This window comes from Cellulomonas sp. NPDC055163 (assembly GCF_053607065.1).
In genome coordinates this window covers 387,998-410,381 of the sequence record NZ_JBSGSU010000004.1, presented here as the reverse complement: position 1 = coordinate 410,381, position 22,384 = coordinate 387,998, and the positions used below count along the sequence as shown (strand labels likewise).

Sequence of the window (22,384 nt, the reverse complement as noted above, 5' to 3'; positions counted from 1 at the left end):
CCGCTGCCTGGACTGGGCCGCCCGCAACCGTCGCACCGCCCCCAGGGCGCCGCCATCCGGGGGAGTGTGACGTTGCCGCCCACGCCGCCGGCGGGAGGCGTCGGGCGGTGCTCGACCGTTCATGACGCCGCCAGGTCCGCCGATGGGCACCCACGGGCGACGTGCGCCCACGACGGGAGCCGGTGGCATGGGCAGGACGCGCTCGGAGGCCGAGCAGCAGGTGGCCGAGCTGCTGCGCACCGCCAAGGAGGCCATCGGCCTGAGCGTCGCGTTCCTCACGCGCATGGACGGCGAGACCCAGCACCTCGAGGTCGTCGACTCCTCGATCCCGTTCCTGTTCCCCGAGGGTGCCCGGCTGAAGCAGGAGACCACGTTCTGCCAGCACATCCTCGACGGCCGCCTGCCCGCGGTCATCCCGGACGTGCGGGCGCACCCGCTCGCGATGACGCTGCCCGCGGCGAAGTTCCCCCGGCTGCGCAGCTACGTGTCGGTGCCCGTGACGCTGAGCGACGGGAGCCTGTACGGCACGTTCTGCGCGGCGGGGCTCACGACCGACAAGGGGCTGACGGTCCGCGACAAGGCGCTGCTCGGGGTGCTGGCGTCCGCCGCCGCGGTCATCATCGAGCCCGGTGTCGTCGAGCGGGGTCGCCGCGACGAGATCACCGCGCGGATCGGGCCGGTGCTCGACGGCGCGGGGCCGACGGTGCTGCTCCAGCCGATCGTCGACCTGGCGTCGGGTCGCCGCGTGGGCGCCGAGGCGCTCAGCCGGTTCCCCGCCGAGTGGGGGCTGACGCCGGACGTCGTGTTCGAGCAGGCGCACACCGTCGACCTCGGCCACCGGCTCGAGCTGCAGGCGCTCGAGCTCGCGGCGGCCCACCTCGACGCCGTCGGCGGGTACGTCGCGATGAACGTCTCCCCGCAGACGCTCGTGACGCCCGGGTGCGCCGAGCTCCTCGCGCGGTTGCCCGCACCGCGCGTGCTGCTCGAGCTGTCCGAGCACGACCCGGTCGACGACTACGACACCCTGCGCCGGGTCCTCGCCGGCCCGCGCGCCGCCGGGATGCGCCTCGCGATCGACGACGTCGGCGCCGGCTTCTCCTCGCTGCGGCACATCGTGCTGTGCGCGCCCGACGTCATCAAGCTCGACCGCAGCATCGTGGACGGCGTGTCCGCCGACCCGGTGCTCTCGACCCTCGTCGGGGCGCTCGTCGACTTCGCGCACGGCAACGGCACGACCGTCGTGGCCGAGGGCGTCGAGACGTCCGCGGACGTCGAGACGCTGCGCGGGCTGCACGTGGACCTCGCGCAGGGCTGGTTCTTCGGGCGGCCCGGGCCGGCGGAGGCCCTCGCGGCGGTCGAGGCGCCCAGCGTCCCGAGCCAGCGGTCCGGGAGTCCTGCGCTCCCGGCGGTCAGCGCGGCAGCTCAACCCCGGTGAGCTCCGCGAGGCGGGTCAGCAGGCCCTCCTGCAGCTCGACGTCCGACGCCTCGGGGTTCGCGACCTGGATCTCGTGGCGCTTGACGTACTCCCCGGTGACGCGTGCGCGCGCGTCGTCGGACGTCGCGAGCCAGACCTGCGTCGCGGCGCCCTCGTCGACCTCGTCCCAGGCGTCGGGCCCGCCGAGCTTGGTCTTGATCCAGCCTGGGTCGACGGCCGTGACCAGCACGTCCGGCCACAGGCGCGCCACCGCGAACGCGAGCGTGACGTCGAGCAGCTTCGAGTCCGAGTAGGCCTGCATGCCGTCCCACGGCCGGGCCTCGAACCCGAGGTCGTCGAGGTGCGTGCGGCCCTGCGACTCGAGCCCCGACGTGAGGTAGACGACGCGCTGCGGCCGCGGCAGGAGCGCCGTGAGCAGGTAGGGCGCGACGGTGTTGACGTGGAAGATCCGCTCGAGGCCGTCCGCGGTCACGGTGCGCTCGGGGACGCCGCCGCCGATGCCGGCGTTGTGGATCACCGCGTCGAACGGCCCGGCGGCGGTCGCGGCCTCGGCGAGCGCACGCGTCTCGGCGAGCGACGCCAGGTCGCCGACGACGACGTCCGCGAGGCGCGGCTCGGCGGCGCGCAGGTCGGCGGCGCGCTCGGCGTTGCGGGCGTGGCCGACGACGTCGTGCCCTGCGGCGAGGAGCTGGCGGGCGGTCTCGAGGCCGATGCCGTCGCTCGAGCCGGTGACGAGGATGCGGGACACGGGGACTCCTTCGGGCCGGTGGACGCCCATCGTCGCGCACACCGCGCCGGCGGTCGAATCGATCCGAGCGCGTCGGGGACGGACCACCGGGCGACGCGGGGCGCCGGCCGGTGACGCCTGCGCCCGGGAGTGTTGGCGCAGGCCGGTGACCGCTGCACCCGGGAACGCCCGCTCAGGCCGTGCGGGTCACCGCAGCGCGCGGGTCGAGGAGCGGGCGCGCCCGGGGTGGAGGTCGATGTCGACGGGCAGGTCGGCGCCGGCGGCGCGGCGCAGGTCCGGGACGAGCCGGGTCTCGAGCTCGGCGCGGACGTCGGCGATGTCGGCGAGCTCGGTGAGGGCCACGGCGAGGTGGACACGGTCGCCGTGCTGATCGTGCAGGCGGGCGTCGGCGCGGTGGACCCCGCGGATGGCGGTCGCGGCGTCCTCGACGGCGGCGGTCAGGGCGCCCGTGTGCAGCACGGTGATGCCGTCGCGGGGGTCCGTGGTCAGGTCCAGGCGGGTGAGCGTGCTGGTGCGCAGCTGCAGGAGGAGCCAGCGCAGCCCGAGCAGCGCGACCAGCAGGCAGGCCGCGGCGGCCGCCCACCAGAACCAGGGGGTCTCGGCGGCGAACGCCCGCAGGGTGCCCGGCACGACCGGCGACCCGGCGAGGTCGGTGCCGAACCCGCCCAGGCTCAGGGCCAGGCCGGCGCCTCCGGCCGCGAGGAGCAGCAGCCCGAGCAGGGCGAGGACCCCTCGGTCGATGCGGTCGACGCCGGCACTCATCGGGTCTCCTTGCGGGTCACGGCGACGCGGGGACGGACCTGGTCGAGCCCGAGCTGCGCGAGGCGGTCACCGACCACGGCGGCGACGTCCCGGGGCAGGTCGTCCTGGCCGCGGGTGGCGGTCCGCACCGAGACGTCGGCGCGGCGGCGGGTGAGCCGGACGCGGGCGGCGCTGACGCCGCTGGTGCGGCGGGCCGCCGCGCTGAGCCAGGCCTCGGTGCCGCGCCGCGAGGCCCGCACGCGCACCCCGGGGGGCGTCTGACCGGGCCGGGGCGGCAGCACGAAGGTGCCAGGCCGGCCGCGGCGCAGGGCCAGGACGAGGAGGACCAGGCCGAGCACGGCGACGGCAGCGAGCGCCGCGCGGACGGTGCTGGTGACCCACGTCTGCTGCGTGAGCCAGGCGCTCCACTCCTCGTGGGGGACCAGCAGGTACGGGCGCCCGAGCAGCGCGAGGACGATCTCGACGGCCCCGAGGAGCCCGAGGAGCAGCAGCGCGAGGGCGAGGACCGTGGACAGGACGCGCAGGACGACGGTCACGGGGATCACCGGACCCGGGGTCGGGAGGCGGTGGGCACGGACAGGCTCACCACGTCGAGGTCGATGTGGTCCACGCGGACGCCGGTGACGCGGTGCACCTCGTCCCGGATGGCGCGCCGGGCCTGCTCGGCGACGTCCCGCACGGACTCGGGCCAGCGCACCGCGAGGGTGGCCTCGATCGTCGCGGTGGAGCCCCGGACGTCGACGCGCACCCGGGCCTCGTCGTCGGTGTCCGCCGTGCCGACCGTGAACCCCAGCATCCGGCGGGGGGCGGCGGCCGCGGCGTCGACCGAGACGACCGCGTAGGCGGCGACCCGCTCGACCACCCGGTCGCTGACCGTCAGCGCGCCACGCTCCTCGGCCTCGGCGAGGTCCCGGCCCGGGGTGACCGCGTGCTCGATCGTCATCGGGGACCGCGGCCGGCGCCGCCGATGTAGGGGGTGAGGTCGATCTGCCCGGCGACGACCTTGCCGACGACGAACCCGACCACGCCCAGGACGGCGGTGCCGACGAACGCGTCGAACCCGCCGATCACCCAGGCCAGGCCCAGGAGCAGTCCGGTGAACAGGCCCACGGTGGTGGGGGGCATGGCTACCTCCGAGAAGTGCGGATCGAGGTCGGGCAGGTCAGTGCACGCGCGGTGCGCGTGTGCGGCGTCGTCGCCGCGCCCGCCACCGGGCCAGGAGACCGCGCAGCCCGCGCGGACGGCGGACGACGACGGGCCGCGAGCCGTGGTCCGCGCGGGTCAGGGCCGCGAGCTGGTGGACCAGCTCCGCGGGGTCCCCACCGAGGTCCGGGTGGTGGGCGCGCAGCACCGCGCGGCGGGCCCGGCGTGCGGCGGCGTCCGCACGTGAGCGGTCGGGCTGCGGAGCCGGCGCCGGCATCGCGGTCACACCCCGGCCGCTGCGGGCGACGCCGGGTCCGTGACGAGATCGAGGACGTCCTCGACGTGCACGTGCACCGCCCGCCCCTGCGCGTGGGGTGCGAGCGCCGACCGGACCCGGGTGTCGAGGGTGGGGACCGGGACGCCCAGGCGCGCGACCAGCGAGACCTCGATCGCGTCGGGGCCGATCCGTACGCCCTCCACCCGCCGGCCGGGCAGGTAGGTCGCGACCAGCCCACCGCCCGCGCGCAGGCCGACCACGCCGGGGCAGGCCAGGACCGCGGCGGCGACGGCGTCCGCCTCGGAGCCGGCCGCCGCCACGACGGCACCCTCGGTGGCGCGGACGGGGTCGGTCACTGGACTCGTGCCGGCTCCGGGGCGGCCTGCGCGTCGTCGGTGGGCAGGTGGATGTCGTTCACCGAGACGTTGACCTCCGTGACCTGGAGCCCGGTCATGCCCTCGACGGTGTCGATGACGTTGCGGCGGACCGCCCGGGCGACCTCCGCGATCGACACCCCGTACTCGGTGACCATGTCGAGGTCGATCGCGGCCTGGGTCTCGCCGACCTCGACGGCCACGCCCTGCCCGGTCGACTGCGAGGCCCCGGGGATGCGCTCGCGCAGCGACCCGAGCGCGCGGGCGGTCCCGCCACCGAGCGCGTGCACGCCGGCGACCTCCCGGGCCGCCAGCCCGGCGATCTTCTGCACGACGCCGTCGGCGATCGTGGTGCGTCCCTGCGGTGACTGCAGGCTGTCCGGTGCGGCGAGTGCGCCACCGCGGCTCGTCGTCACGCTCGATGCGCTGGTGGGGGTGCTCATGTCACGGGTCTCCCTCGGGTCGGCAGGCTCGGCCACCCGCTCCTGGCACCGGTACGGCACCCTGGCTACGGTGACCTTCATCCCTTAGACACCGGTTCGCCCGAAGGGTTACAGACGATGTGGTTCTGGCGGGACGTGTCCGGGTGAGCACGCCCCACGCCGACGCGGGGTGGCAGGCCGCCCTCCTCGCGCAGGCCAAGGCCGGCGACGACGCCGCGTTCGAGGCGCTGGTCCGCCTGCACCAGGACCGCGCCTACGCCGTCGCGCTGCGCATGACGGGCGATCCGCTAGACGCCCAGGACGTGGTGCAGGACGCCCTGCTGCAGGCGTGGCGGTCCCTCGCCGGCTTCCGCGGTGAGGCGGGGTTCGGGACCTGGCTCGTGCGCATCGTGATCAACCGGTGCCACAACCTGCGCCGCGGTGCGCCGCCCACGACGCCGCTGCTCGACCGTGACCCCGTGAGCGGCGTGCCCGGACCGGATACCGTGGTGCAGGCCGAGCACCGGCGTCAGGCCACGACGGCGGCGCTGCAGGCCCTGCCGTTCGACCTGCGTGCCGCGCTCGTGCTGTACACGTTCGGGTCGTCGACCCACGCCGAGGTCGGGCACGTCCTCGGGATCAGCGAGGCAGCCGCGAAGGTCCGGGTCCACCGTGCGCGCCGCGCGCTGACCGACCGCCTGCAGGAGTGGAGGTGAGCACCACGGACGACTCCCGCCTGCCCTGCGGCGCCCGCTACGACGACCTGCTCATACAGGTCGTCGACCGCACGCCACCGCACGACCCCGGCCACCAGGCGACCTGCCCCCACTGCCGCGCCGCGCTCGCGGACCTCGCGGCCACCTGGGAGCCGTTGCACGAGCTGGCCGACGAGGACGTCCGCGCACCGGACTCGATCCTGGCCGCGGTCATGACGCACGTCCGCGAGCTGGCCCGCCACACGTGGTACGCCTACGTCCCGAGCGAGCAGGGTCACACCCGCATCGGGGCCCGGGTCATCGGCGCCGTCGCGCGCCTGGCGGCGGAGGAGCTGTCGGGCGTCGCGCTCGCCGTGGGCCAGGGCCACGCCGGCGCGCACCCCCGCCCGGCCACGGGCGCCCGCCGCGCGAGCGGGTCCGCGACCGACGTCGGGGTCGCCGGCTCTCACGTCGTCATCGACATCCAGGTCGCCGTCGAGCTCGGCACCCCGATCCCCACCACGGCCGCCCGGCTCCGCGCCCACATCGCCCGGGCCGTCGCCGCGCACCTCGGCCTGACCACCGTCGAGGTCAACATCACGGTCGTGGACATCCACCACTCCCCGTCCCGCGGCCGCCGAGGCTGACGCGGGGACGACCCGGTCGCGCAGCAGGTGCTCCGTGACCGCCACCGCGGGTGCCGTGGCGGCCCGCACCGTCGGTCGGGTCACTGCTGGGCGAGGAGCCGGCGGATCGTCGCCTCGTCGTCGGCGACGAGCTCCCCGGACAGGTCCACGGTGACCTTGTGCAGCGTCCCGGTGAACGTGAACGGCGGGGTGTAGTCGGCGGCCGGTGCGCCGTAGTCGTACCCGCAGCTGAGACCCTCGATCTCGAAGAACAGCGGCGTGGTGTGCGGGAACGTGGTGGCGGCGACCAGGGTGCCGTCCACGTAGAGCTCGCCGCGCCCCGGGACGCCCTTCCCGCTCGGGATGTCCGGCGCGCCGGTGGGCTCGAACTCGAACCGGACCGCGTGCCGGCCCGGTGGCAGGGGGTGCGGGCCGGCGACCTCGAAGCGGTCGAGCCCCACGTAGTTGTACGAGAACCGCGGCCGTCCGTCGAGGACGTAGAAGGCGTAGCCGCCCGCCTCCCCGCCCTGCGCGAGGAGGACGCCCTCGACGTCGCCGTCGGCGGGCACCTCGAGCTCGGCCTCGATGGTGTACGGACGGTTGAAGATCGCCGGCGTCGCGAACGGCGGCACGATGGCGCCACCGGGGTAGTAGACGTACTGCTTCCGTGGTCGTCCGATCTGGGGTCGCTCGGCGGAGAGGCGCTGCTGCACCGTCCCGTCGAGCGGGAGCACCTTGTACTTGCCGGCCTCCGACCACCAGAGCGAGACCAGCTCGCGGAGCCTCTCGGGGTGCTCGGACGCGACGTCGACGGTCTCGGCCGGGTCCTCCGCGACGTGGTAGAGCTCCCACCCGGTCGTCTCGAGGACGTCGAGGTCGTGACGCGTGAGGGGGTCCGCGAACTTGCGGCCCTGCTCCGCCGCCTCCGCGAACGACGGACCGGGCCAGGCGCACACCGCACGCCAGCCGTCGTGGTCGATCGCCCGCTCGCCGAGCATCTCGAAGTACTGGACGTGGTGGTGGGTCGCGGCGTCCGCGTCGTCGAAGGTGTGGGCGAAGCTCACCCCCTCCAGGGGTGACTGCACGACCCCCCGGACCACGGCGGGCGGCCTGACGCCGATCGCGTCGAGGACCGTGGGCGCCATGTCGATGGCGTGCGCGTACTGGTGACGCACCTCGCCGCGGGCGGCGATCCGGGCCGGCCACGCCACGATGAGCGGGTCCGTCGCCCCGCCCCGGTACACCTCGCGCTTCCACCGGCGGAACGGGGTGTTGCCGGCCCACGTCCAGCCCCACGGGTAGTGGTTGTAGGCCGTCGGGCCACCGAGCTCGTCGATGCGTGAGAGGTTCTCGTCGAGGCTCTCCGGGACCATGTTGAAGAAGAGCATCTCGTTGAACGACCCGGTCGCGCCGCCCTCCGCGGAGGCCCCGTTGTCCGACGTGACCATGACCAGCGTGTCGTCGAGCACCCCGAGCTCGTCGAGGGCGTCGAGGAGCCGGCCGAGCTGCTCGTCGAAGTGCGACAGGAACGCGGCGAAGACCTCCATCATCCGGGCGTAGAGCCGCCGCTCGTCGGCCGTGAGCGACGACCACTCGGGGACGTCCGGGTCGTGGCGCGACAGCTCGGCGTCCTGGGGGAAGAGGCCGATCTCCTTCTGCCGGGCGAACACCGTCTCGCGGTAGACGTCCCAGCCCTCGTCGAAGCGGCCGGCGTACCGTTCGATCCACTCCCGCGGGGCGTGGTGCGGTGCGTGCGCGGCGCCGGGGGCGAAGTAGGTGAAGAACGGCTTGTCGGGGGCGTTGACGTGCGCGTCCCGGATGAACCGGATGGCCTGGTCGGTCAGGTCCTCGCTCAGGTGGTAGCCCTCGTCGGGGGTGCGCGTCACGCGGATCGAGCCGTTGTCCTGGTTGAGGTCGGGGTACCACTGGTTGGTCTCGCCGCCGAGGAAGCCGTAGAAGCGCTCGAAGCCGCGACCGAGCGGCCAGCGGTGGAACGGCCCCGCCGCGGTGTTGTCCTCGGACGGCGACAGGTGCCACTTGCCGACGCAGAAGGTGTTGTAGCCCACCTCCAGCAGGTGCTCCGACAGCATCCCGTTCTCGAAGGGCATCCGGCCGTCGTACCCGGGGTAGCCGGTGGCGATCTCCATGATCGCCGCGACCCCGCTCGAGTGGTGGTTGCGCCCCGTGAGGATGCAGGCACGGCTGGGCGAGCAGAGCGCGGTCGTGTGCATGTTCGCGTACCGCAGGCCCGACGCGGCGACCCGGTCGATGTTCGGGGTCTCGACCAGCCCGCCGAAGCAGCTGAGCTGTCCGTAGCCGACGTCGTCCAGCACCACGAACAGGACGTTGGGCGACCCCTCGGGTGCCCGGCGCGGTGCGGGCCACGCCGTGGTCGACTCCTCGACGGTGCGCCCGATCCTGCCTGGGAACGCCGAACCCGCGTCGTACTCCACCACACCCATGCCGGCCTCCCGCGACGACGTCCGCTCGTGGCCACGATCCCGGGCGCCGGGCCCGGGTGCCTCACGCGCGCGGGATGACGCCGGACGCGCCCCCGGTCAGGGCTCGGTGCTCGGCGTCGCGCCCACGGGGACGCACGGCACCGGCGCGTCCGCGAGGACGAGCGTGCCGGGGAGGTCGGCGACGAACGCGTCCCGCAGCGCCGGGTGGCCCGCGGCCGTCCAGTCGACGTGCGCGCCGATCTCCGTCTCGTGCTTGTCCCACTCGAACCAGTTCACCATCTTGAGCTGCGGGAACGTCGTCGCGAGGTCGGGCGCGAGGACCTGGTGCCACCACGCCTGCTTGACTGCGAGGCCCTGGGCCCACGGGAGGGTGTCGTCGGTCACGACGAGGGCCGCCGTCTCCGGGATCGCGACGGGCTTGCCGTGCTCGACGCCGTAGACCTGGTAGAAGTCCGGCGCGGACGTCTCGTCGCCGGCCAGGCCGTCGTAGGTCCCGGTGAGCTGTGCGGCGAACTTGCCGGGCTCCGGCATCTCCGTCTCGCCCCACGGCGGCGCGGACCCCCAGTGGTAGAGCGACATCCCGACCCAGTCGACGACGTCGTCGCCCGGGTAGTACGGGGCGTAGGCGTCGTCGGCGGCCGTGACGGAGCCGTCGCCGTCCGTGTCGAGCAGCGCGGTGCCCGGCGTCCCGGGCTGGGCGGCGAACGCCCCGCCGACGAACGGGTAGCCGCCCGCGTAGTTGGGCGCCCACATCATGGCCGACCCCGGCGCACGCTCGTCGAGCGCGGCGGCGACCTCGCGGAAGGCACGCACGTACGCCTCGGGCTGCTGACCCCACGCGTACCAGGAGCCGTTCATCTCGTGCGCGAACCGGACGATCACGGGGACCCCGGACCCGTTGAAGGACGCGAGCAGGTCCGCGACGCGGTCGACGACGTCGGGGGTGACGGCGGCGAGCCCCTGGTCGGGCTCGAGCGTGAGCAGCAGGATGCCGCCCTCCGCGCGCACCTGGTCGGCGGCCCACGTGACGTTCTGCACGTCGGCGTCGTCGAGCGGCACCGACGTGAAGGACACGACCACCGCGGGCCGGCGACCGAGGTCGCGCGTGTAGTCGGCGAGGCTCTGCGCGTCCCAGTCGAGGTTGACGCCGAACAGCATGCCCCGCTCGGGCACGAGGTCCGCCGCGGGGCGCACGGTGCACACCGGGACCTCGGGGGTGCGGTCCTGCGGCGAGCACGCACCCAGCGCGGCGACCGCACCGGCCGCCAGCAGGGCGGTCACGGAGCGCACGGGCCTCATCGGGGCACCGTGATGTCGGTGCGGAGCAGCGTGACGTACCCGCCCAGGGAGATCGCGCGGCCGGTGAGCGTCGTGTCGCGCTCGATCGTGACGTTCCCCTGGGCGACGTACGTGCCGATGTTCGTGCTGCCCGTGAGGAGGTTCACGCTGCCGGGCGTGACCCAGGAGACGTGGGCCGCCGACGCGCCGTTGGTCAGCCGGACCGTGCTGCCCGCGCGGGCGGTGATGCTGTCGGCGACGAGGACGAACACCGCGCTGGGGTCGCCCTGCGCGTCGAGGGTCAGGGTCCCGCTGACGGCGAGGTTGCCGGTCCGCCGGTGCGTGCCGGGCCGGAGCGTGCCGGTGAGCACCGCGGCCGGGGTCGCGGTCGTGGGCCGCTTGGTGGCCGCGGTGTAGAACGTCGTGGCGTCGGCCTTCGCGTTCCGGGCGGCGGTGTTGGCGAGGTCCACGCTGGTGCCCCACGGGAAGCCGGTGACGAGGATCCCGGGGCTGGTCGCGATGCTGCCGGTGATGTTCACCTGGGTGCTGGGGCCGCTGTTCATCACGGCACTCGACCCGATCAGCGCGTACGGCGCCGCGCGGCCGAGCGTCAGCGGGGCGGGCGCCGCGACGGTCCAGCTCGACGCCATCGTGGTCCGCGACGTGAACGCGGCGGCTGCGGCGTCCGGGGGAGCGGCGGCGGAGGTCGCGACGAGGGCCAGCCCGGCGACCGTCAGGGCCGCGCGGCGGACGGGGCCACCCGCGGGGGAGCCGGGGGTTGGGCCGTCGCCGGTCTCCTCGTCGTCGGCTGCGACCCGAGGGCGGCGCGTGGCGAGGGCGATGGCGAGGACCGTCACCGCGAGCCAGGTCGCGAGCGCCGGGACGTCGCGGTGCGCGACCCACAGGCTCGGCAGCCCGACGTACGGTGCGAGCAGGCGCCCCTGGCCGATGATCTGGTCGCGGGTGATCGGGGTGCTGTCGGGTTCCGCGTTCGCGTCGCCCGCGGTGACGAACGTGCCGTCGTCGTTCGCGGAGACGATGCGGTGCAGGCGGATCGTGGCCGTCCCGCTCGGCTCGGCCTCGGCGGGGCTGCGGTACTGGACGACGGCGCCGACGGGCACGGGGGCGCCCTCGGGCAGGCTCGTCGCCAGGACGACGTCGCCCGGGTTGATCGTCGGCATCATCGACCCGGTCTGCACGACCGAGGTGTGCCACCCGAGCAGGGCAGGCACGAGCGCGACCGCGGCCAGCGCGGCGAGCAGGACGAGGTACGACTTGGCGACCGTGGCCACGACCAGCCAGCCCCAGCCGGGCGGGGTGAGCGCTCGGCTGCGGCTGGTGGTCGTGGCCCTGGTCACGAGGTGCTGGGCAGGGATGCTCAGTTGGTCGGGGTCTCGCTGCTCTGGAGCTCCCAGACCATGTCCATGCTCACCCGCGCGCCCTGCAGGGCGTCGATCTGCTGCTGGGTGAGGCCGGTGGTGTCGAACTTCCAGGTGCCGCGGTAGGTCCGGCTCTCGCCCGGCGTCCCGGCGGTGTTCCAGGCCGAGCCACCCGTGGCGTAGTCCTTGTTGACCTGGGCCAGCGTCGCGATCGCGGCGGCGGGCTGGTTGTCGGGGGTCGGCACGAAGCCGGTGCAGTCGGCGAACGAGCCGCCGGTGCCCTGCTCGACGTCGAACTTGATGTAGTTCTCGAGGCCCTGCGCGGAGGGCGAGAGGCCGGACACGTACGTGCGGACCTGCCCGGGCACGTTCGCGCCGGACGTCACGACGAGGCAGCGCGAGCCGGTCTGGCCGGGGACGAGGTTCTCGACGGTGAATCCGGCGACGCCGTTGTCGTCGTCGGTCAGCACGACGGAGCCGCTGCTCCAGGCGTTGCCCGACGAGCGCGTCGTCGCGGTGAATGCGGCGTTCGACGACTGCCACACGAGGCTGCCGGCGGCGAGGATCGCGATCGGGGTCGCGGCGAGGGCGGCGATGCGGTGGGCGCGGGACGAGGGCGTCTTCTTGGTCACGGTGGAACCTGTCTCTGAGAACGGTGACGTCGCGCACCGTTCCCCCCGGCCACGACCTGAGCCGCCCTCGTGGTCCGGGCGCCTCAGATGGAGTAATCGGCCCGGCATCCGGGTGAGTGAAGCATTAGGCGTTGTGACGTGGATCACACACGGGCGGCTCAGCGGTGCCCGGATCGGTCCGGTCTGTCGTCGCGCAGCCGGCGCAGCGGCGGCGGGTGACGGGCGTCACCCGGGAGTGCACGGTCCGGCGCACGCCCGGGGCGCTCGACGGGGGTCGCCGCGAGCCGGTGGCGACGCCCCCGGAACGCCTCGCACTGCACAGCGGCGGCTCGTGCGCCACCGGGGGACGCGGTGCGAGCGGGTGAGATCTGCGGCGTCCCACCCGTCGGACGGCGGTCCCCTCACGTGCCCGCGCGTCGCGCCGATGACAGGGGAATGACGCCCGACGAGCGCACCCCCGCCGCCGCGACCACCGTGCCCGCCGTCTCCGTGCAGGCCACCGCGGCACCGGCGACCGCGGCACCCGTGACCGCGGCACCCGTCACCTCGACGCCCGAGGCCGGCTTCGTCGCCGCCCCGAGCGCCACCGCGGACGGCCCGGCGACAGCGACGGCGACGGCGGGCCGCGAGCACGGCAGCACCCGCCGCTCCGGCGGCACCGGGCCCGACGGCGACCGCCCGCCGCTCTCGGCGCTGCGCCGCTGGACCCGCAACCGGACCGTCCTCGCCGTGACCGCCGGGGTGCTCGTGCTCGGCGGGGCAGGGGCCGCGATCGCCGCGTCGAGCGCCGGCTCCGCGGACGCGCCGCACGAGGTGGCGCTGACCGCCGCGCTCGCGAGCATCGCCGCGGGCGACGTCACCACGGCCACGCTCGACGACGGCACGAGCACCGTCACGCTCGACCTCGCCGGCGGCGACGCGACGCAGACCCGCTTCCCGGCCGGCTACGGCGACGAGCTCACCCAGACCCTCGTCGACGCGGACGTCGCCCTCGAGACCGTCGACGGCACCGACCAGGGTCTCGTGGCCGAGGCGGCGCTCCGCGTCCTCCCCGTCATGCTCGTGCTCGGCCTGCTGCTCCTGCTCGTGCGCGTCCTCAACCCGGGCGTCCTCGGGGCCACCAAGAAGAAGGCCCTCACCTCCGGCGAGGTCCCCACGGTGACGTTCGCCGACGTCGCGGGCGCCGACGAGGCCGTCGACCAGCTCCGCGAGATGGTCCAGTTCCTGCGCGACCCCGCCCGCTTCGAGGCGGTCGGCGCGACCCGGCCGCGCGGCGCGCTGCTCGTCGGCCCGCCCGGGACCGGCAAGACGCTGCTCGCGCGCGCCGTCGCCGGGGAGGCCGGCGTCCCGTTCTTCGCGCTCGCGGGCTCCGACTTCGTCGAGACGTACGTGGGCGTCGGTGCGCGGCGGGTGCGCGACCTCTTCGCCGAGGCCCGCAAGGCCGAGCGCGCCATCATCTTCATCGACGAGATCGACGCCGTCGGGCGCGCGCGCAGCGGCAAGGGCGGCAACGGCAACGACGGCGAGCGCGAGAACACCCTGATCTCCCTGCTCAACGAGATGGACGGCTTCGGCGGCTCGCAGATCGTCGTGCTCGCAGCCACCAACCGCGCGGACATCCTCGACGCCGCACTGACCCGCCCGGGCCGTCTCGACCGCGAGGTCCACGTCCCGAACCCGGACCGCCGCGGGCGCACGCTGATCCTCGAGGTGCACGGCGGCACGCGCCCGCTCGCGGGCGACGTCGACCTCGTCCAGGTCGCCCGGCAGACCCCCGGCATGTCGGGGGCCGAGCTCGCGCAGGTCGTCAACGAGGCCTGCATGGAGGCCGCCCGGCGCGGTCAGCCGCTCGTGGACGCCGCCTGCTTCCAGGCCGCGATCGCCACGGTCGCGCTCGGCCGGGCACGCACGTCCGCGCTGGTCACCGAGTTCGACCGCCGGGTCACGGCGTGGCACGAGGCCGGCCACACGATCGCCGCGGCGCTCCTGCCCGACGCCGACGACCCGGTGTCCGTGACCATCGTCCCGCGCGGCCCCGCGGGCGGCGTCACGTGGATGAGCGGCAGCGACGACATCTTCCTGCCCCGCCGGAAGGCCCTCGCGCAGCTCGTCGTCGCGATGGCCGGGCGGGCCGCCGAGGAGCGGCTGCTCGACGGCGAGTTCACGCAGGGCGCCTCGGGCGACCTGCAGAGCGCGACGAGCCTCGCGACGTCGATGGTCACGCAGTACGGCATGACCGGCTTCGGATACGCGCAGGTCGACGCCGACACGCTCCGGGTCGGCGGCGAGGTCGCGGCCCGGGCGCACGCCCACGTCGACGCCCTGCTCCAGGAGGCGCACGCCAGCGCGACCGCGCTGCTCGCCGCGCACCCCGCGCTGCTCGAGGCCGTCGCGGACGCCCTGCTGCTCGACGAGACGCTCGACGGGCCGCAGGTGTTCGCGCTCGTCGCCGAGCACTCGAGCCCGGCGCAGGGCGCGGTCGCCGCCGCCTGACGCCGCTCGGCGCCGGTCGGACCGAGGAGTGCCGCGCTCTACGGTGGGGCGCACGACTGACTCTGCTCGATGCTAGGCGAGCGGCGCGATATGCTCGTACAATCTATCAAAATAGGGGACGAGTTCAACGCTTTCACCCAGCTGCAGTTCCGAACCGCAGTGGTGAATCCACATAAATGCCGGCCGCGCCGGTATGAGACGAAGATGCTGACTCGACTCTGCAAGCGCTTTAGCCGCGGCATTATCGCCCATCAGGTGCAGCGCAAGACACCGATTGGCAACATTTACGATCGGCTGATCACGCTCGTAGAAACTAGCCTTCTCCAGCGAAGTTAATGCGGTCGCTGGATCGCCGGCTAGCTGGCAAAACCCAAGATTATTCCATGCTTCCCCGTCGGCCGGTCGCAATTCGACGAGCGCGGAGAATATTGCTGCAGCCTCCTGCCATCTCCCCGAGCGCAACTCGTGAGCGGCGCGACGGGTGAAATGGACTGGGTCCAGGTCTCGGGCGGCGTGAGTCCGCCCACTGGCGCGCGACATCCGCTCAAGGGCGAGATTGGCGACCTGATCTGCTGGCGTATCTCGCTCGGCGAGGATTCGCGCCGGGCAGCCGGGCGCAGGTTTGCCTCTGTGCATCCGCCACTCGAGGAGAAGTGACGATGTCGCCCAGGATTCAATCCTTGTAACAGTAAGTCGGTCCCAAATCCAAAGCCCCACCTCGTCTCTCGTCGAGGTGCGGTGTTCGAGCGCCAAAAAGATCGACGGCGGTGGAGGGTCGGCCCGCAGCGCAGAAGCAATGTCCTCTTCAAGGAGTCGACTTATCCAGTCCTCGACTCGTCCAAGGAAGAGTCGAGAAAAAGCTAACAGTAGATGCGGATCGTTCGCTGATCGTCGGACTGATCCCTCGTCGATTTCTCCCGGCATTAGGTCCACTGTCGGATCGAGCTGGCCACCCTGGTGCAGGTAGGCCGAGACGATCGCCTGCGCACCTGCCGAAGCGGCGACTACAGGGGTGCCGAATGATTCGACCAGCCGATCGAGTAGTTCGCTCCACTCGTCTGCGGGCCGCTGCTCGAGATCAGCGATCAGGTCAACGCTTATATGAGGCGGCAGAGATCCAGTGCGAAGGAGGTGAGGCGCGGCGACGCGTGCTGCAACGGCTTGGGAGATCTCGGCGACGATCGCGCCGCGCAGGACGCGCTCCACGGGAACGTGTCTACGGCCCAACTCGCCCCAGAACTCAAGAGCTCTGTTGTGATCGTGTCTGCTCGCTCCGAAAACTGGGGGGCGTACGGATGACGCTAGCCCGAGCAGGAGCGACGTCGTCGATTGCTCTTCCAGAGGGCGCAGCCGTTCCGCGACGTAGCGTTGGCCTGCGTCAAAGTCCTCGACGCCGGAAGCAGATGACCGAGGTATGGATCGTCCGCGCAGCAATAGACCCTCGACACTCGCAGTCACAACCGGCCGGTCGTCGACGCCGTGGCGCTCCGCGAGGCCTCGGCACTCTTCACCGCAGGTCGGGCCGCTCGGCCCGACCGCGTAGTACGGGCACGAGGGTGTGAGGTTAGGAAGCGTGCATGCGTCTGCATAACTAACCAAGGCGTCAAGGAATATCCCGCGCTCATGGTCGGGCAGCCCTTGAAGATCCACTTGCGCGCCTGCCCCCTCTGTCGTCCCAACTCGCCGCTGCTGGCAGTCCTATCAGGGATGCGGAGTGATCGACACGACGGTGATCGTGTCGGGCGTCGGGCCGTAATGCCAGAAGATTCGCCAGGCAGATGGCGTGTTGTTCTCGACGTACGAGTCCCAGACGTCTTCACCATTCATCCCGGACAGCGAAGTGTACTTATGCGATCGCAGACCTGGGTAGGTGGGGTCTAACTGCAGCCGGCCCAGCGCACGCTGGACTCGCTTCAATTTGGCGGCGTATTGCTTGCTCGCAGCGAGTCGGTCGAGAGTCTCAGCCGACTCCTTCGAGAAGAGGAGCTGGAAGCGTGTGCCCGCCACTATGCGAGGTCGTTCTCGTCGTCTTCATCGCCAGCGAACTGGCTGAAGTCCCCGATGGAAACCGTTTCGCCCGCTGCGCTCTGAGCCAATCCGCGTGCCAAGGAGGCGCGCACTACCTCATCTTCCCAAACGAGCAGTTCCCTTTTTGGGATGGTTACGAGCGGCGTGAGAAGGATCTCCCCGCTTTCGTTTACGGCGACGGCGTACCGGTCGTCCCTCCTGACTCCAGCCTTCCCAAACGAGATTCGCGAGCGTTCGTCCGCGCTCGCCTCTCCCACTGGCTTGAACCCACTGCTCAGGATGGACTCGTTCGGGATCATGAGAGCGACGCTACCCCCGATGGGCATGTGGGCGCGACCCCTGCGGGGATGGTTCACCCACGGCGTAGACGCGCCTACGGGCTGAGGGTGCGTACCCAGAACCAACGTGACGGCCACGGCCTCTGACGTCAGGCGAGCCCCGACGCGCCCGGGCCCGCTTTGGACTGGCCTGGCCGGCGACGCCCACAGCGTCGGCGGGCGTCCGCTCAGGAGTCCAGCCGCGTCCGGATGACGCCGTCGGCGTCGGGCAGCCACGCCTCGAGCAGCGGCGGGTCGTTCGTCCGCCCCCGCCAGGCCGCCCGCGTCGCGCCCGCGAGGAGCGTGCGCAGGTCCGGCGGCGCGTCGCCCTCGACCCAGCGCTGGCGGGCCCGCCCGTCCGCGGCCACCCACACGAGGCTCTCGACGCGCTCGGGTGCCGGGGGCGAGGCGAGCACCGCGCCGACGCCGTCGGGCAGGTCCGGCCACACGAACACGTGCGCGCGGGGCCGCAGCGCGACGCGGGGCTGCTCGACGGTGAGCCGGTGCCACCGCGGCCACGGCCCCCACTCCTCGACCATGACCGCGCCGTGCGCCTCGAGCAGCGCGTCGACCTCGGCCCAGAACGCGGTGTCGACCGCGCGGCGGTCCTCCCACGGGGAGACGTCGGTGGGGGCGGGGTCGTTGGGCGACTGCGCGACCTCCTCGCAGTCGAGCCCGGCGGCCAGCGCGCGCGTCAGGGAGCGCGGGCACGGCTCGGCCGCCCCGAGGTAGACCGACTCGTACCAGACGTGCACGAACGCGCCGGGCGCCTCGAGCCGGCACCACGCCCCGGCGCGCCGCAGCATCACGCGCACGAGCAGCTGCGCCCCGGCCACGTCGACGAGCGCGCCGTCGTGGTAGCCCTCGAGCCGGCGCCCGAACAGCCCCGCGAGCGGGTGCTCGGCGGGCAGCGGCGTCTCGTCGGGGTCGAGGCCCTCGCTCATCGGGTCCCGGACCTCGAGCTGCGTCACCCCGAGCTCCTCGAGGAACCACGCGACCGCCTCGACGTGCGCGGCCTCGACCGGCCCCTCGTCGCTCGTCCAAGCGACGTCGCCCGAGTAGCGGCCCGCGGCGTCCCAGTCGCGCGGGTCGTACTGCGTCACGCGGTAGGTGTACGGCAGCTGCACGTGGTTCCCCCCTCCGCGGCTCCCCGGCGACGCGGGGTCCCCTCCCCGCGGTCCTGGGTCAACCCTGCCAGTGCCGCACGAGGCGCCAGTGGTTGCGCCCCTCGCCGCGCCGGTAGGAGATCTCGTGCACCGCGCGACGCGCGAGGGGGATGCCGCGGCCGTTGGTCGCGAGGTCGTCCTCGGGCAGGTCCACGTCGAGGTCGACGTCCACGAACGCGCCGGTGTCGGTCAGCTCGCCGACGAGCGCCCCGTCCTCGACGCGCAGCACCACCTCCGCGTCGAAGTCGTCGCCGCGCTCCGCGTGCTCGATGACGTTGGCGGTGACCTCGATCACCGCGGTCTCGAACATCATCCGGTCGAGGTCGGGGACCTCGGGCGCCTGCGCCCACAGACCGCCGAGCGCGTGGTGCACGCGCTCGATGCAGCCGGGCAGGACGCAGTGGTCGACCCGCGTCTCGACCGGTCGGTCAGCCGGCACCGACGGCGTCCTCGACGCTCGCGTGCGGCCGCAGCACCCGGTCCATCGTCGTGAGCTCGAGCACCGTGCGGACCTGCGTGGACGGCCGCGCGATGCGCAGGTCCCCACCGGCGGCACGGGCCGAGCGCAGGCCCCCGACGAGGGCACCGAGCCCCGACGAGTCCATGAACTCGGTGTCGTGCAGGTCCACCACGACGACGGTGTGCCCCTGGGCCACCACGTCGTCGACCACGGCCTTGAGGTCGCTCGCGGCGACCATCGTGAGCCGGCCGCGCGGCCGGAGCACCGCGATCCCGTCGGGTCGGACGTCCCTGTCGAGCTGCATGCGCGTCACTGCCCTTCCTTGCTGCTGGAGCCGCTGGTCCCGCCACCGGTGGAGCCGCGGTACCGCAGCGCCTCCACGATGACGCTGAGCACCACGAGGTCGTAGACGACCCAGGCCAGGTTCACGAACGTGCCCACCCACGGGGCGTAGCCGAGCCCGAAGCGCACGAGGCCGACCAGCGAGGCGACCACGAGCGCGCCCATCGCGACGAGCTGCGGCAGGACGAGCCGCCACGACCCGCCGCCGTCCTGGCGCACCTTGGGGGTCACCGCGAAGCCGAGGGGCCGGCCGAACCACACGTTCGCCGTCGCCGTCACCGTGGCCTTGATCCACACGGGGAACAGCGCGAGCGAGTACTGCTGGCCGCGCCACGTCCGCACGCCGTGCGCGGCGACGACGAACAGCAGCTGGCTCGCGAGCTGGAACGGGACGAACCGCGCGAAGAAGTCGACGGTCCACGCGGTCACCGGCAGGACGCCGAAGCACAGGAAGATGATGGGCGCCGCGAGGTAGACGACCGCGGCGAAGCCGGACAGGTAGCTCCACATCGTGGAGAAGTACATGACCCGCTGGCCCCAGCGCAGCCCGCGCATCGTCAGCGGGCTCTCCTTGAGCATCACCTGGAGCGTGCCCTGCGCCCACCGGAGCCGCTGCGTCATCATCGTGCCGAGGTCCTCGGGGGCGAGCCCGTCGGCGAGCCGCTCGTGGTGGTAGACGGTCCGCCAGCCGAGCGCGTGCAGGCGCATCGCCGTCGCCATGTCCTCCGTCACCGACACGGTCGCGACCGGCATCACGGCCTGGGCCTCGTCGGAGCGGTCGACGTCGACGGCGGCGACGAGCGCGCGCACCGACTCGATCGCCCCGAGCGGGGACCACTCGCGCGACGAGAGCCGGCGCAGCGCTGCGTCGTCGACCGTGAGCGTGGCCTCCTGGACGTGGCGCCCGGTGGCCATCGCCGAGATCGCGGCGAGGTCCGCGCGCATCGCGTCGACGTCCGCGGTGACCAGCGACGCGGACACGTCGCCGACCCGGCGCTGGAACTCGAACGTGACCTCCGAGAGGGGGTCCTGGGCGTGCAGCCGGCGCTGCGCGTCGCGGACGGCCCCCTCGACGTCGTCGAGCGCCGCGAGCACCCGCGGGTCGCTCTCGCGGCGGCGGCTGCGCGCGAGCACCGTCGCGCCCGCCTTGAGCGCCTCCCGCACGGTCCGCTCGGTCTCGCGGACGTAGCCGACGAGCCCGAGCTGCATGAGGGCGTCACGCCGCAGCACCGCGTTCGACCCGCAGAAGAACGCGGCGTTCCAGCCGTCCTTGCCCTGCTGGATGGGGCCGTAGAACAGCGGGGCCTGGCTGCCGAGCGGGTCGGCGTCGGGCACGTTCGTGAAGTACTGCGGGGTCTGCACGAGCGCGACGCGGTCGTCGGTGAAGTACCCGAGCGTGCGGTCGAGGATCTCGGGTGCCGGGATCTGGTCGGCGTCGAGGACGAGGATGAACTCGCCGTCGGTCGTGAGCATCGCGTTGTTGAGGTTGCCGGCCTTGGCGTGGCGCGGTCGGTCGGCCCAGTCGGCGGTGCGCACGACGTAGCCGATCCCCGCGGCGTCGGCGGCGGCCCGCAGCTCGGGCCGCGCGCCGTCGTCGAGCACGTACGTCTGGTGCGGGTAGCGGATGTCCCGGGCGGCCAGCGCGGTCGCCATGACCATCTCGACGGGCTCGTCGTACGTCGTGACGAACACGTCCGCCGTCGCGCCCTCGGGTGGCGGGGGCGGGGTCTCGCGCTCCTTCGCGCGCCACATCGTCATCCCGAAGAACGCGACGTCGATGAAGCTGTACGTCTCCGCTACCACGAGCGGGACGGCGATCCACCACGCCGACCAGTTCACGGACTCGAGCCAGCGCCAGACCGTGTAGTTGAGGCCGAGCGTCACGGCGAGGAGCACCGCGACGCGCAGCGCGAGCTGGCGCCTCATGCGCCGGCCTGCCCGGGGCGGGGCGCGTCGAGGGGCGCGTCGGAGGGCGCGTCCGAGCGGCGGAGCACGAGCACCGTGAGGTCGTCGGGCCGGTCGGCGCCCGCGGGGGCGAGCGCCAGGACCCGGTCCACGGCGTCCTGCGCCGACGCCGCCCCGTGCACCGCGGCGGCGACCCGGTCGACCGCCGCGAGCGTGCCGTCGAGCACGTCGAGCACCCCGTCGCTGAACGTCACGAGCAGGTCGCCCGGCGCGAGCCGCAGGCGGGTGACGAGCCGCTCGCCGACGTACTCGGGGATGCCGAGCGGCGGCCCGGTCGAGGCGAGGCGCCGCACGCGACCGTCGGCGGTGAGCACGACGCTCAGCCCGTGCCCCGCGTCGACGTAGGACAGCTCGTGCGCCGCCGTGTCGAGGCGTGCGTGGAACGCGGTCACGAAGCTTCCGGAGGCCAGCAGGTCGGGCTCGACGGCGGCCTGGGTGTCCGCGAGCGCCCCGTCGACGCCGCGCCCCCGGCCGCTCGCCCGGAGCACCGCCCGGACCGTCGCCGCGAGGATCGCCGCGCCCATGCCCTTGCCCATGACGTCCGCGATCGTCAGCGAGACGCCCCCGGTGACGACGTCCCAGTCGTAGAAGTCGCCGCCGACCGCGCGCGCGGGCAGGCAGGCGCCCGCGAGCTCGTAGCCGTCGAGCACCGGGGGAGCGGCGGGCAGCAGCCCGGCCTGCACCGACGCGGCGCGCTCGAGCTCGGCCTCGACGATGAGCTCCTTCTCGACCCACCGCGCGAGGTCGCCCAGGAGCGCGCGGTCGGCCGCGGAGAACGCCCGGGGCCGGTCGTCCGCGACGCACAGGGTCCCCACGCGGTGGCCGCCGGGTGCGACGAGCGGCTGACCGGCGTAGAACCGCAGGCGCGGGTCGCCCGCGACGTACGGGTTCGCGCTGTAGCGCGGGTCGGCGGACGCGTCCTCGACGACGAACGTCGCGGGCTCCGCGATCGCCATCGAGCAGAACGAGTGCCGCCGCGGGATCTGCTGGACGTCCGTGCCGATGTGCGCCTTGTAGAAGAGCCGGTCGGCGTCGACGAGCGAGACCATCACGCTGGGCACGTGGAAGAGCTGCTGCGCGAGGCGCGCGACGCGGTCGAAGCGCTCCTCCGGCTCGGTGTCGAGCACGCCGAGGCGGCGGACGGCGGCGACCCGCTCGTCCTCCGCGACCTGCCCGGCCGCGCCGCGCTGTGCTCCCCCCATGCGCCGACGGTAACCAGCGGATCGGCGTGCTGCGCGACGGGTCCCACGCGGCGGGCGCCGGGGCGCCGGGTTCCTCCCGGTGCGGGCCGTTTGGTCCCCCTGAACTGGTCGGACGTCCGCATCCGGGCGCCGGGAGCACGGGCTGGAGCGCCGTCGTCCCGGGGCCGGGAACACGGGC

Annotated in this window: 24 protein-coding genes; 4 read left to right on the top strand and 20 right to left on the bottom strand. The window is 73.6% G+C overall.

The features are described 5' to 3' along the window. Positions 1-187: 187 nt before the first annotated feature. Entirely contained in the window at positions 188-1,435 is a 1,248-nt protein-coding gene (locus ACWFNE_RS10245; protein ID WP_452122315.1) for a sensor domain-containing phosphodiesterase, read from the top strand. Here the strand turns inward: ACWFNE_RS10245 and ACWFNE_RS10240 are convergent. The 8 genes from ACWFNE_RS10240 to ACWFNE_RS10205 form a co-directional block, all read right to left on the bottom strand. Beyond that, positions 1,410-2,183, bottom strand: coding sequence for an SDR family NAD(P)-dependent oxidoreductase (locus tag ACWFNE_RS10240; RefSeq protein WP_452122314.1), 774 nt, complete (start codon positions 2,181-2,183; stop codon positions 1,410-1,412). The two genes, ACWFNE_RS10245 and ACWFNE_RS10240, sit on opposite strands and share 26 nt — an antisense overlap. Positions 2,184-2,369: 186 nt before the next feature. Next, the gene (locus ACWFNE_RS10235; protein WP_452122313.1) at positions 2,370-2,945 is read right to left on the bottom strand and encodes a hypothetical protein; all 576 of its coding nucleotides are present in this window, start codon (positions 2,943-2,945) and stop codon (positions 2,370-2,372) included. Beyond that, positions 2,942-3,481 carry a DUF6286 domain-containing protein gene (locus ACWFNE_RS10230; protein WP_452122312.1) on the bottom strand — a complete coding sequence of 180 codons (540 nt, stop codon included), beginning with the start codon at positions 3,479-3,481 and terminating at the stop codon, positions 2,942-2,944. The genes ACWFNE_RS10235 and ACWFNE_RS10230 overlap by 4 nt, the downstream gene beginning before the upstream one ends. 5 nt (positions 3,482-3,486) lie before the next feature. Beyond that, positions 3,487-3,888 carry an Asp23/Gls24 family envelope stress response protein gene (locus tag ACWFNE_RS10225; protein ID WP_452122311.1) on the bottom strand — a complete coding sequence of 134 codons (402 nt, stop codon included), beginning with the start codon at positions 3,886-3,888 and terminating at the stop codon, positions 3,487-3,489. After that, positions 3,885-4,070 (bottom strand): hypothetical protein, encoded by a 186-nt coding sequence (locus ACWFNE_RS10220; protein ID WP_452122310.1) that lies wholly within the window; start codon positions 4,068-4,070, stop codon positions 3,885-3,887. The genes ACWFNE_RS10225 and ACWFNE_RS10220 overlap by 4 nt, the downstream gene beginning before the upstream one ends. Before the next feature lie 37 nt (positions 4,071-4,107). Continuing rightward, positions 4,108-4,365 (bottom strand): hypothetical protein, encoded by a 258-nt coding sequence (locus tag ACWFNE_RS10215; RefSeq protein WP_452122309.1) that lies wholly within the window; start codon positions 4,363-4,365, stop codon positions 4,108-4,110. Positions 4,366-4,370: 5 nt separating this feature from the next. Further along, a complete protein-coding gene (locus tag ACWFNE_RS10210) occupies positions 4,371-4,721 on the bottom strand; it encodes a hypothetical protein (RefSeq protein WP_452122308.1) in 351 nt (116 codons plus the stop codon). After that, a complete protein-coding gene (locus ACWFNE_RS10205; RefSeq protein ID WP_452122307.1) occupies positions 4,718-5,182 on the bottom strand; it encodes an Asp23/Gls24 family envelope stress response protein in 465 nt (154 codons plus the stop codon). The genes ACWFNE_RS10210 and ACWFNE_RS10205 overlap by 4 nt, the downstream gene beginning before the upstream one ends. A gap of 143 nt (positions 5,183-5,325) precedes the next feature. On the opposite strand from ACWFNE_RS10205, the gene ACWFNE_RS10200 reads away from it, so the two are divergent. Both ACWFNE_RS10200 and ACWFNE_RS10195 read left to right on the top strand, forming a co-directional pair. Next, positions 5,326-5,877 (top strand): RNA polymerase sigma factor, encoded by a 552-nt coding sequence (locus tag ACWFNE_RS10200; protein WP_452122306.1) that lies wholly within the window; start codon positions 5,326-5,328, stop codon positions 5,875-5,877. Then, positions 5,874-6,503, top strand: a complete 630-nt coding sequence (locus ACWFNE_RS10195) for an Asp23/Gls24 family envelope stress response protein (protein WP_452122305.1) — start codon at positions 5,874-5,876, stop codon at positions 6,501-6,503. Before ACWFNE_RS10200 ends, ACWFNE_RS10195 begins: the two co-directional genes overlap by 4 nt. Positions 6,504-6,583: 80 nt before the next feature. Here the strand turns inward: ACWFNE_RS10195 and ACWFNE_RS10190 are convergent, their stop codons facing one another. The 4 genes from ACWFNE_RS10190 to ACWFNE_RS10175 form a co-directional block, all read right to left on the bottom strand. Beyond that, positions 6,584-8,944, bottom strand: coding sequence for an arylsulfatase (locus tag ACWFNE_RS10190; RefSeq protein WP_452122304.1), 2,361 nt, complete (start codon positions 8,942-8,944; stop codon positions 6,584-6,586). A gap of 96 nt (positions 8,945-9,040) precedes the next feature. Continuing rightward, positions 9,041-10,243, bottom strand: coding sequence for a glycoside hydrolase family 26 protein (locus tag ACWFNE_RS10185; protein WP_452122303.1), 1,203 nt, complete (start codon positions 10,241-10,243; stop codon positions 9,041-9,043). Further along, on the bottom strand, positions 10,240-11,580 hold the full coding sequence (locus tag ACWFNE_RS10180; protein ID WP_452122302.1) for a signal peptidase I: 1,341 nt from the start codon (positions 11,578-11,580) through the stop codon (positions 10,240-10,242). The genes ACWFNE_RS10185 and ACWFNE_RS10180 overlap by 4 nt, the downstream gene beginning before the upstream one ends. Positions 11,581-11,600: 20 nt before the next feature. Beyond that, positions 11,601-12,233 carry a hypothetical protein gene (locus ACWFNE_RS10175; RefSeq protein ID WP_452122301.1) on the bottom strand — a complete coding sequence of 211 codons (633 nt, stop codon included), beginning with the start codon at positions 12,231-12,233 and terminating at the stop codon, positions 11,601-11,603. A 435-nt stretch (positions 12,234-12,668) separates the two neighbouring features. Between ACWFNE_RS10175 and ACWFNE_RS10170 the strand changes: the two genes are divergently transcribed. Next, positions 12,669-14,726, top strand: coding sequence for an ATP-dependent metallopeptidase FtsH/Yme1/Tma family protein (locus ACWFNE_RS10170; protein WP_452122300.1), 2,058 nt, complete (start codon positions 12,669-12,671; stop codon positions 14,724-14,726). A gap of 72 nt (positions 14,727-14,798) precedes the next feature. Here the strand turns inward: ACWFNE_RS10170 and ACWFNE_RS10165 are convergent, their stop codons facing one another. The 8 genes from ACWFNE_RS10165 to ACWFNE_RS10130 form a co-directional block, all read right to left on the bottom strand. Beyond that, on the bottom strand, positions 14,799-15,932 hold the full coding sequence (locus ACWFNE_RS10165) for a hypothetical protein (protein WP_452122299.1): 1,134 nt from the start codon (positions 15,930-15,932) through the stop codon (positions 14,799-14,801). Between the two features lie 495 nt (positions 15,933-16,427). Further along, positions 16,428-16,733: a hypothetical protein gene (locus tag ACWFNE_RS10160; RefSeq protein ID WP_452122298.1), complete on the bottom strand. Its 306-nt coding sequence runs from the start codon at positions 16,731-16,733 to the stop codon at positions 16,428-16,430. Continuing rightward, positions 16,733-17,053 (bottom strand): hypothetical protein, encoded by a 321-nt coding sequence (locus tag ACWFNE_RS10155; protein WP_452122297.1) that lies wholly within the window; start codon positions 17,051-17,053, stop codon positions 16,733-16,735. The genes ACWFNE_RS10160 and ACWFNE_RS10155 overlap by 1 nt, the downstream gene beginning before the upstream one ends. A gap of 206 nt (positions 17,054-17,259) precedes the next feature. Continuing rightward, positions 17,260-18,198: a hypothetical protein gene (locus tag ACWFNE_RS10150; protein WP_452122296.1), complete on the bottom strand. Its 939-nt coding sequence runs from the start codon at positions 18,196-18,198 to the stop codon at positions 17,260-17,262. A 58-nt stretch (positions 18,199-18,256) separates the two neighbouring features. Further along, positions 18,257-18,676: an ATP-binding protein gene (locus ACWFNE_RS10145; RefSeq protein ID WP_452122295.1), complete on the bottom strand. Its 420-nt coding sequence runs from the start codon at positions 18,674-18,676 to the stop codon at positions 18,257-18,259. Continuing rightward, the gene (locus ACWFNE_RS10140) at positions 18,666-19,001 is read right to left on the bottom strand and encodes an STAS domain-containing protein (RefSeq protein ID WP_412870486.1); all 336 of its coding nucleotides are present in this window, start codon (positions 18,999-19,001) and stop codon (positions 18,666-18,668) included. Before ACWFNE_RS10140 ends, ACWFNE_RS10145 begins: the two co-directional genes overlap by 11 nt. Before the next feature lie 5 nt (positions 19,002-19,006). Further along, positions 19,007-20,965 (bottom strand): glycosyltransferase family 2 protein, encoded by a 1,959-nt coding sequence (locus ACWFNE_RS10135; protein WP_452122294.1) that lies wholly within the window; start codon positions 20,963-20,965, stop codon positions 19,007-19,009. After that, a complete protein-coding gene (locus ACWFNE_RS10130) occupies positions 20,962-22,206 on the bottom strand; it encodes a PP2C family protein-serine/threonine phosphatase (protein WP_452122293.1) in 1,245 nt (414 codons plus the stop codon). Before ACWFNE_RS10130 ends, ACWFNE_RS10135 begins: the two co-directional genes overlap by 4 nt. Positions 22,207-22,384: the final 178 nt, after the last annotated feature.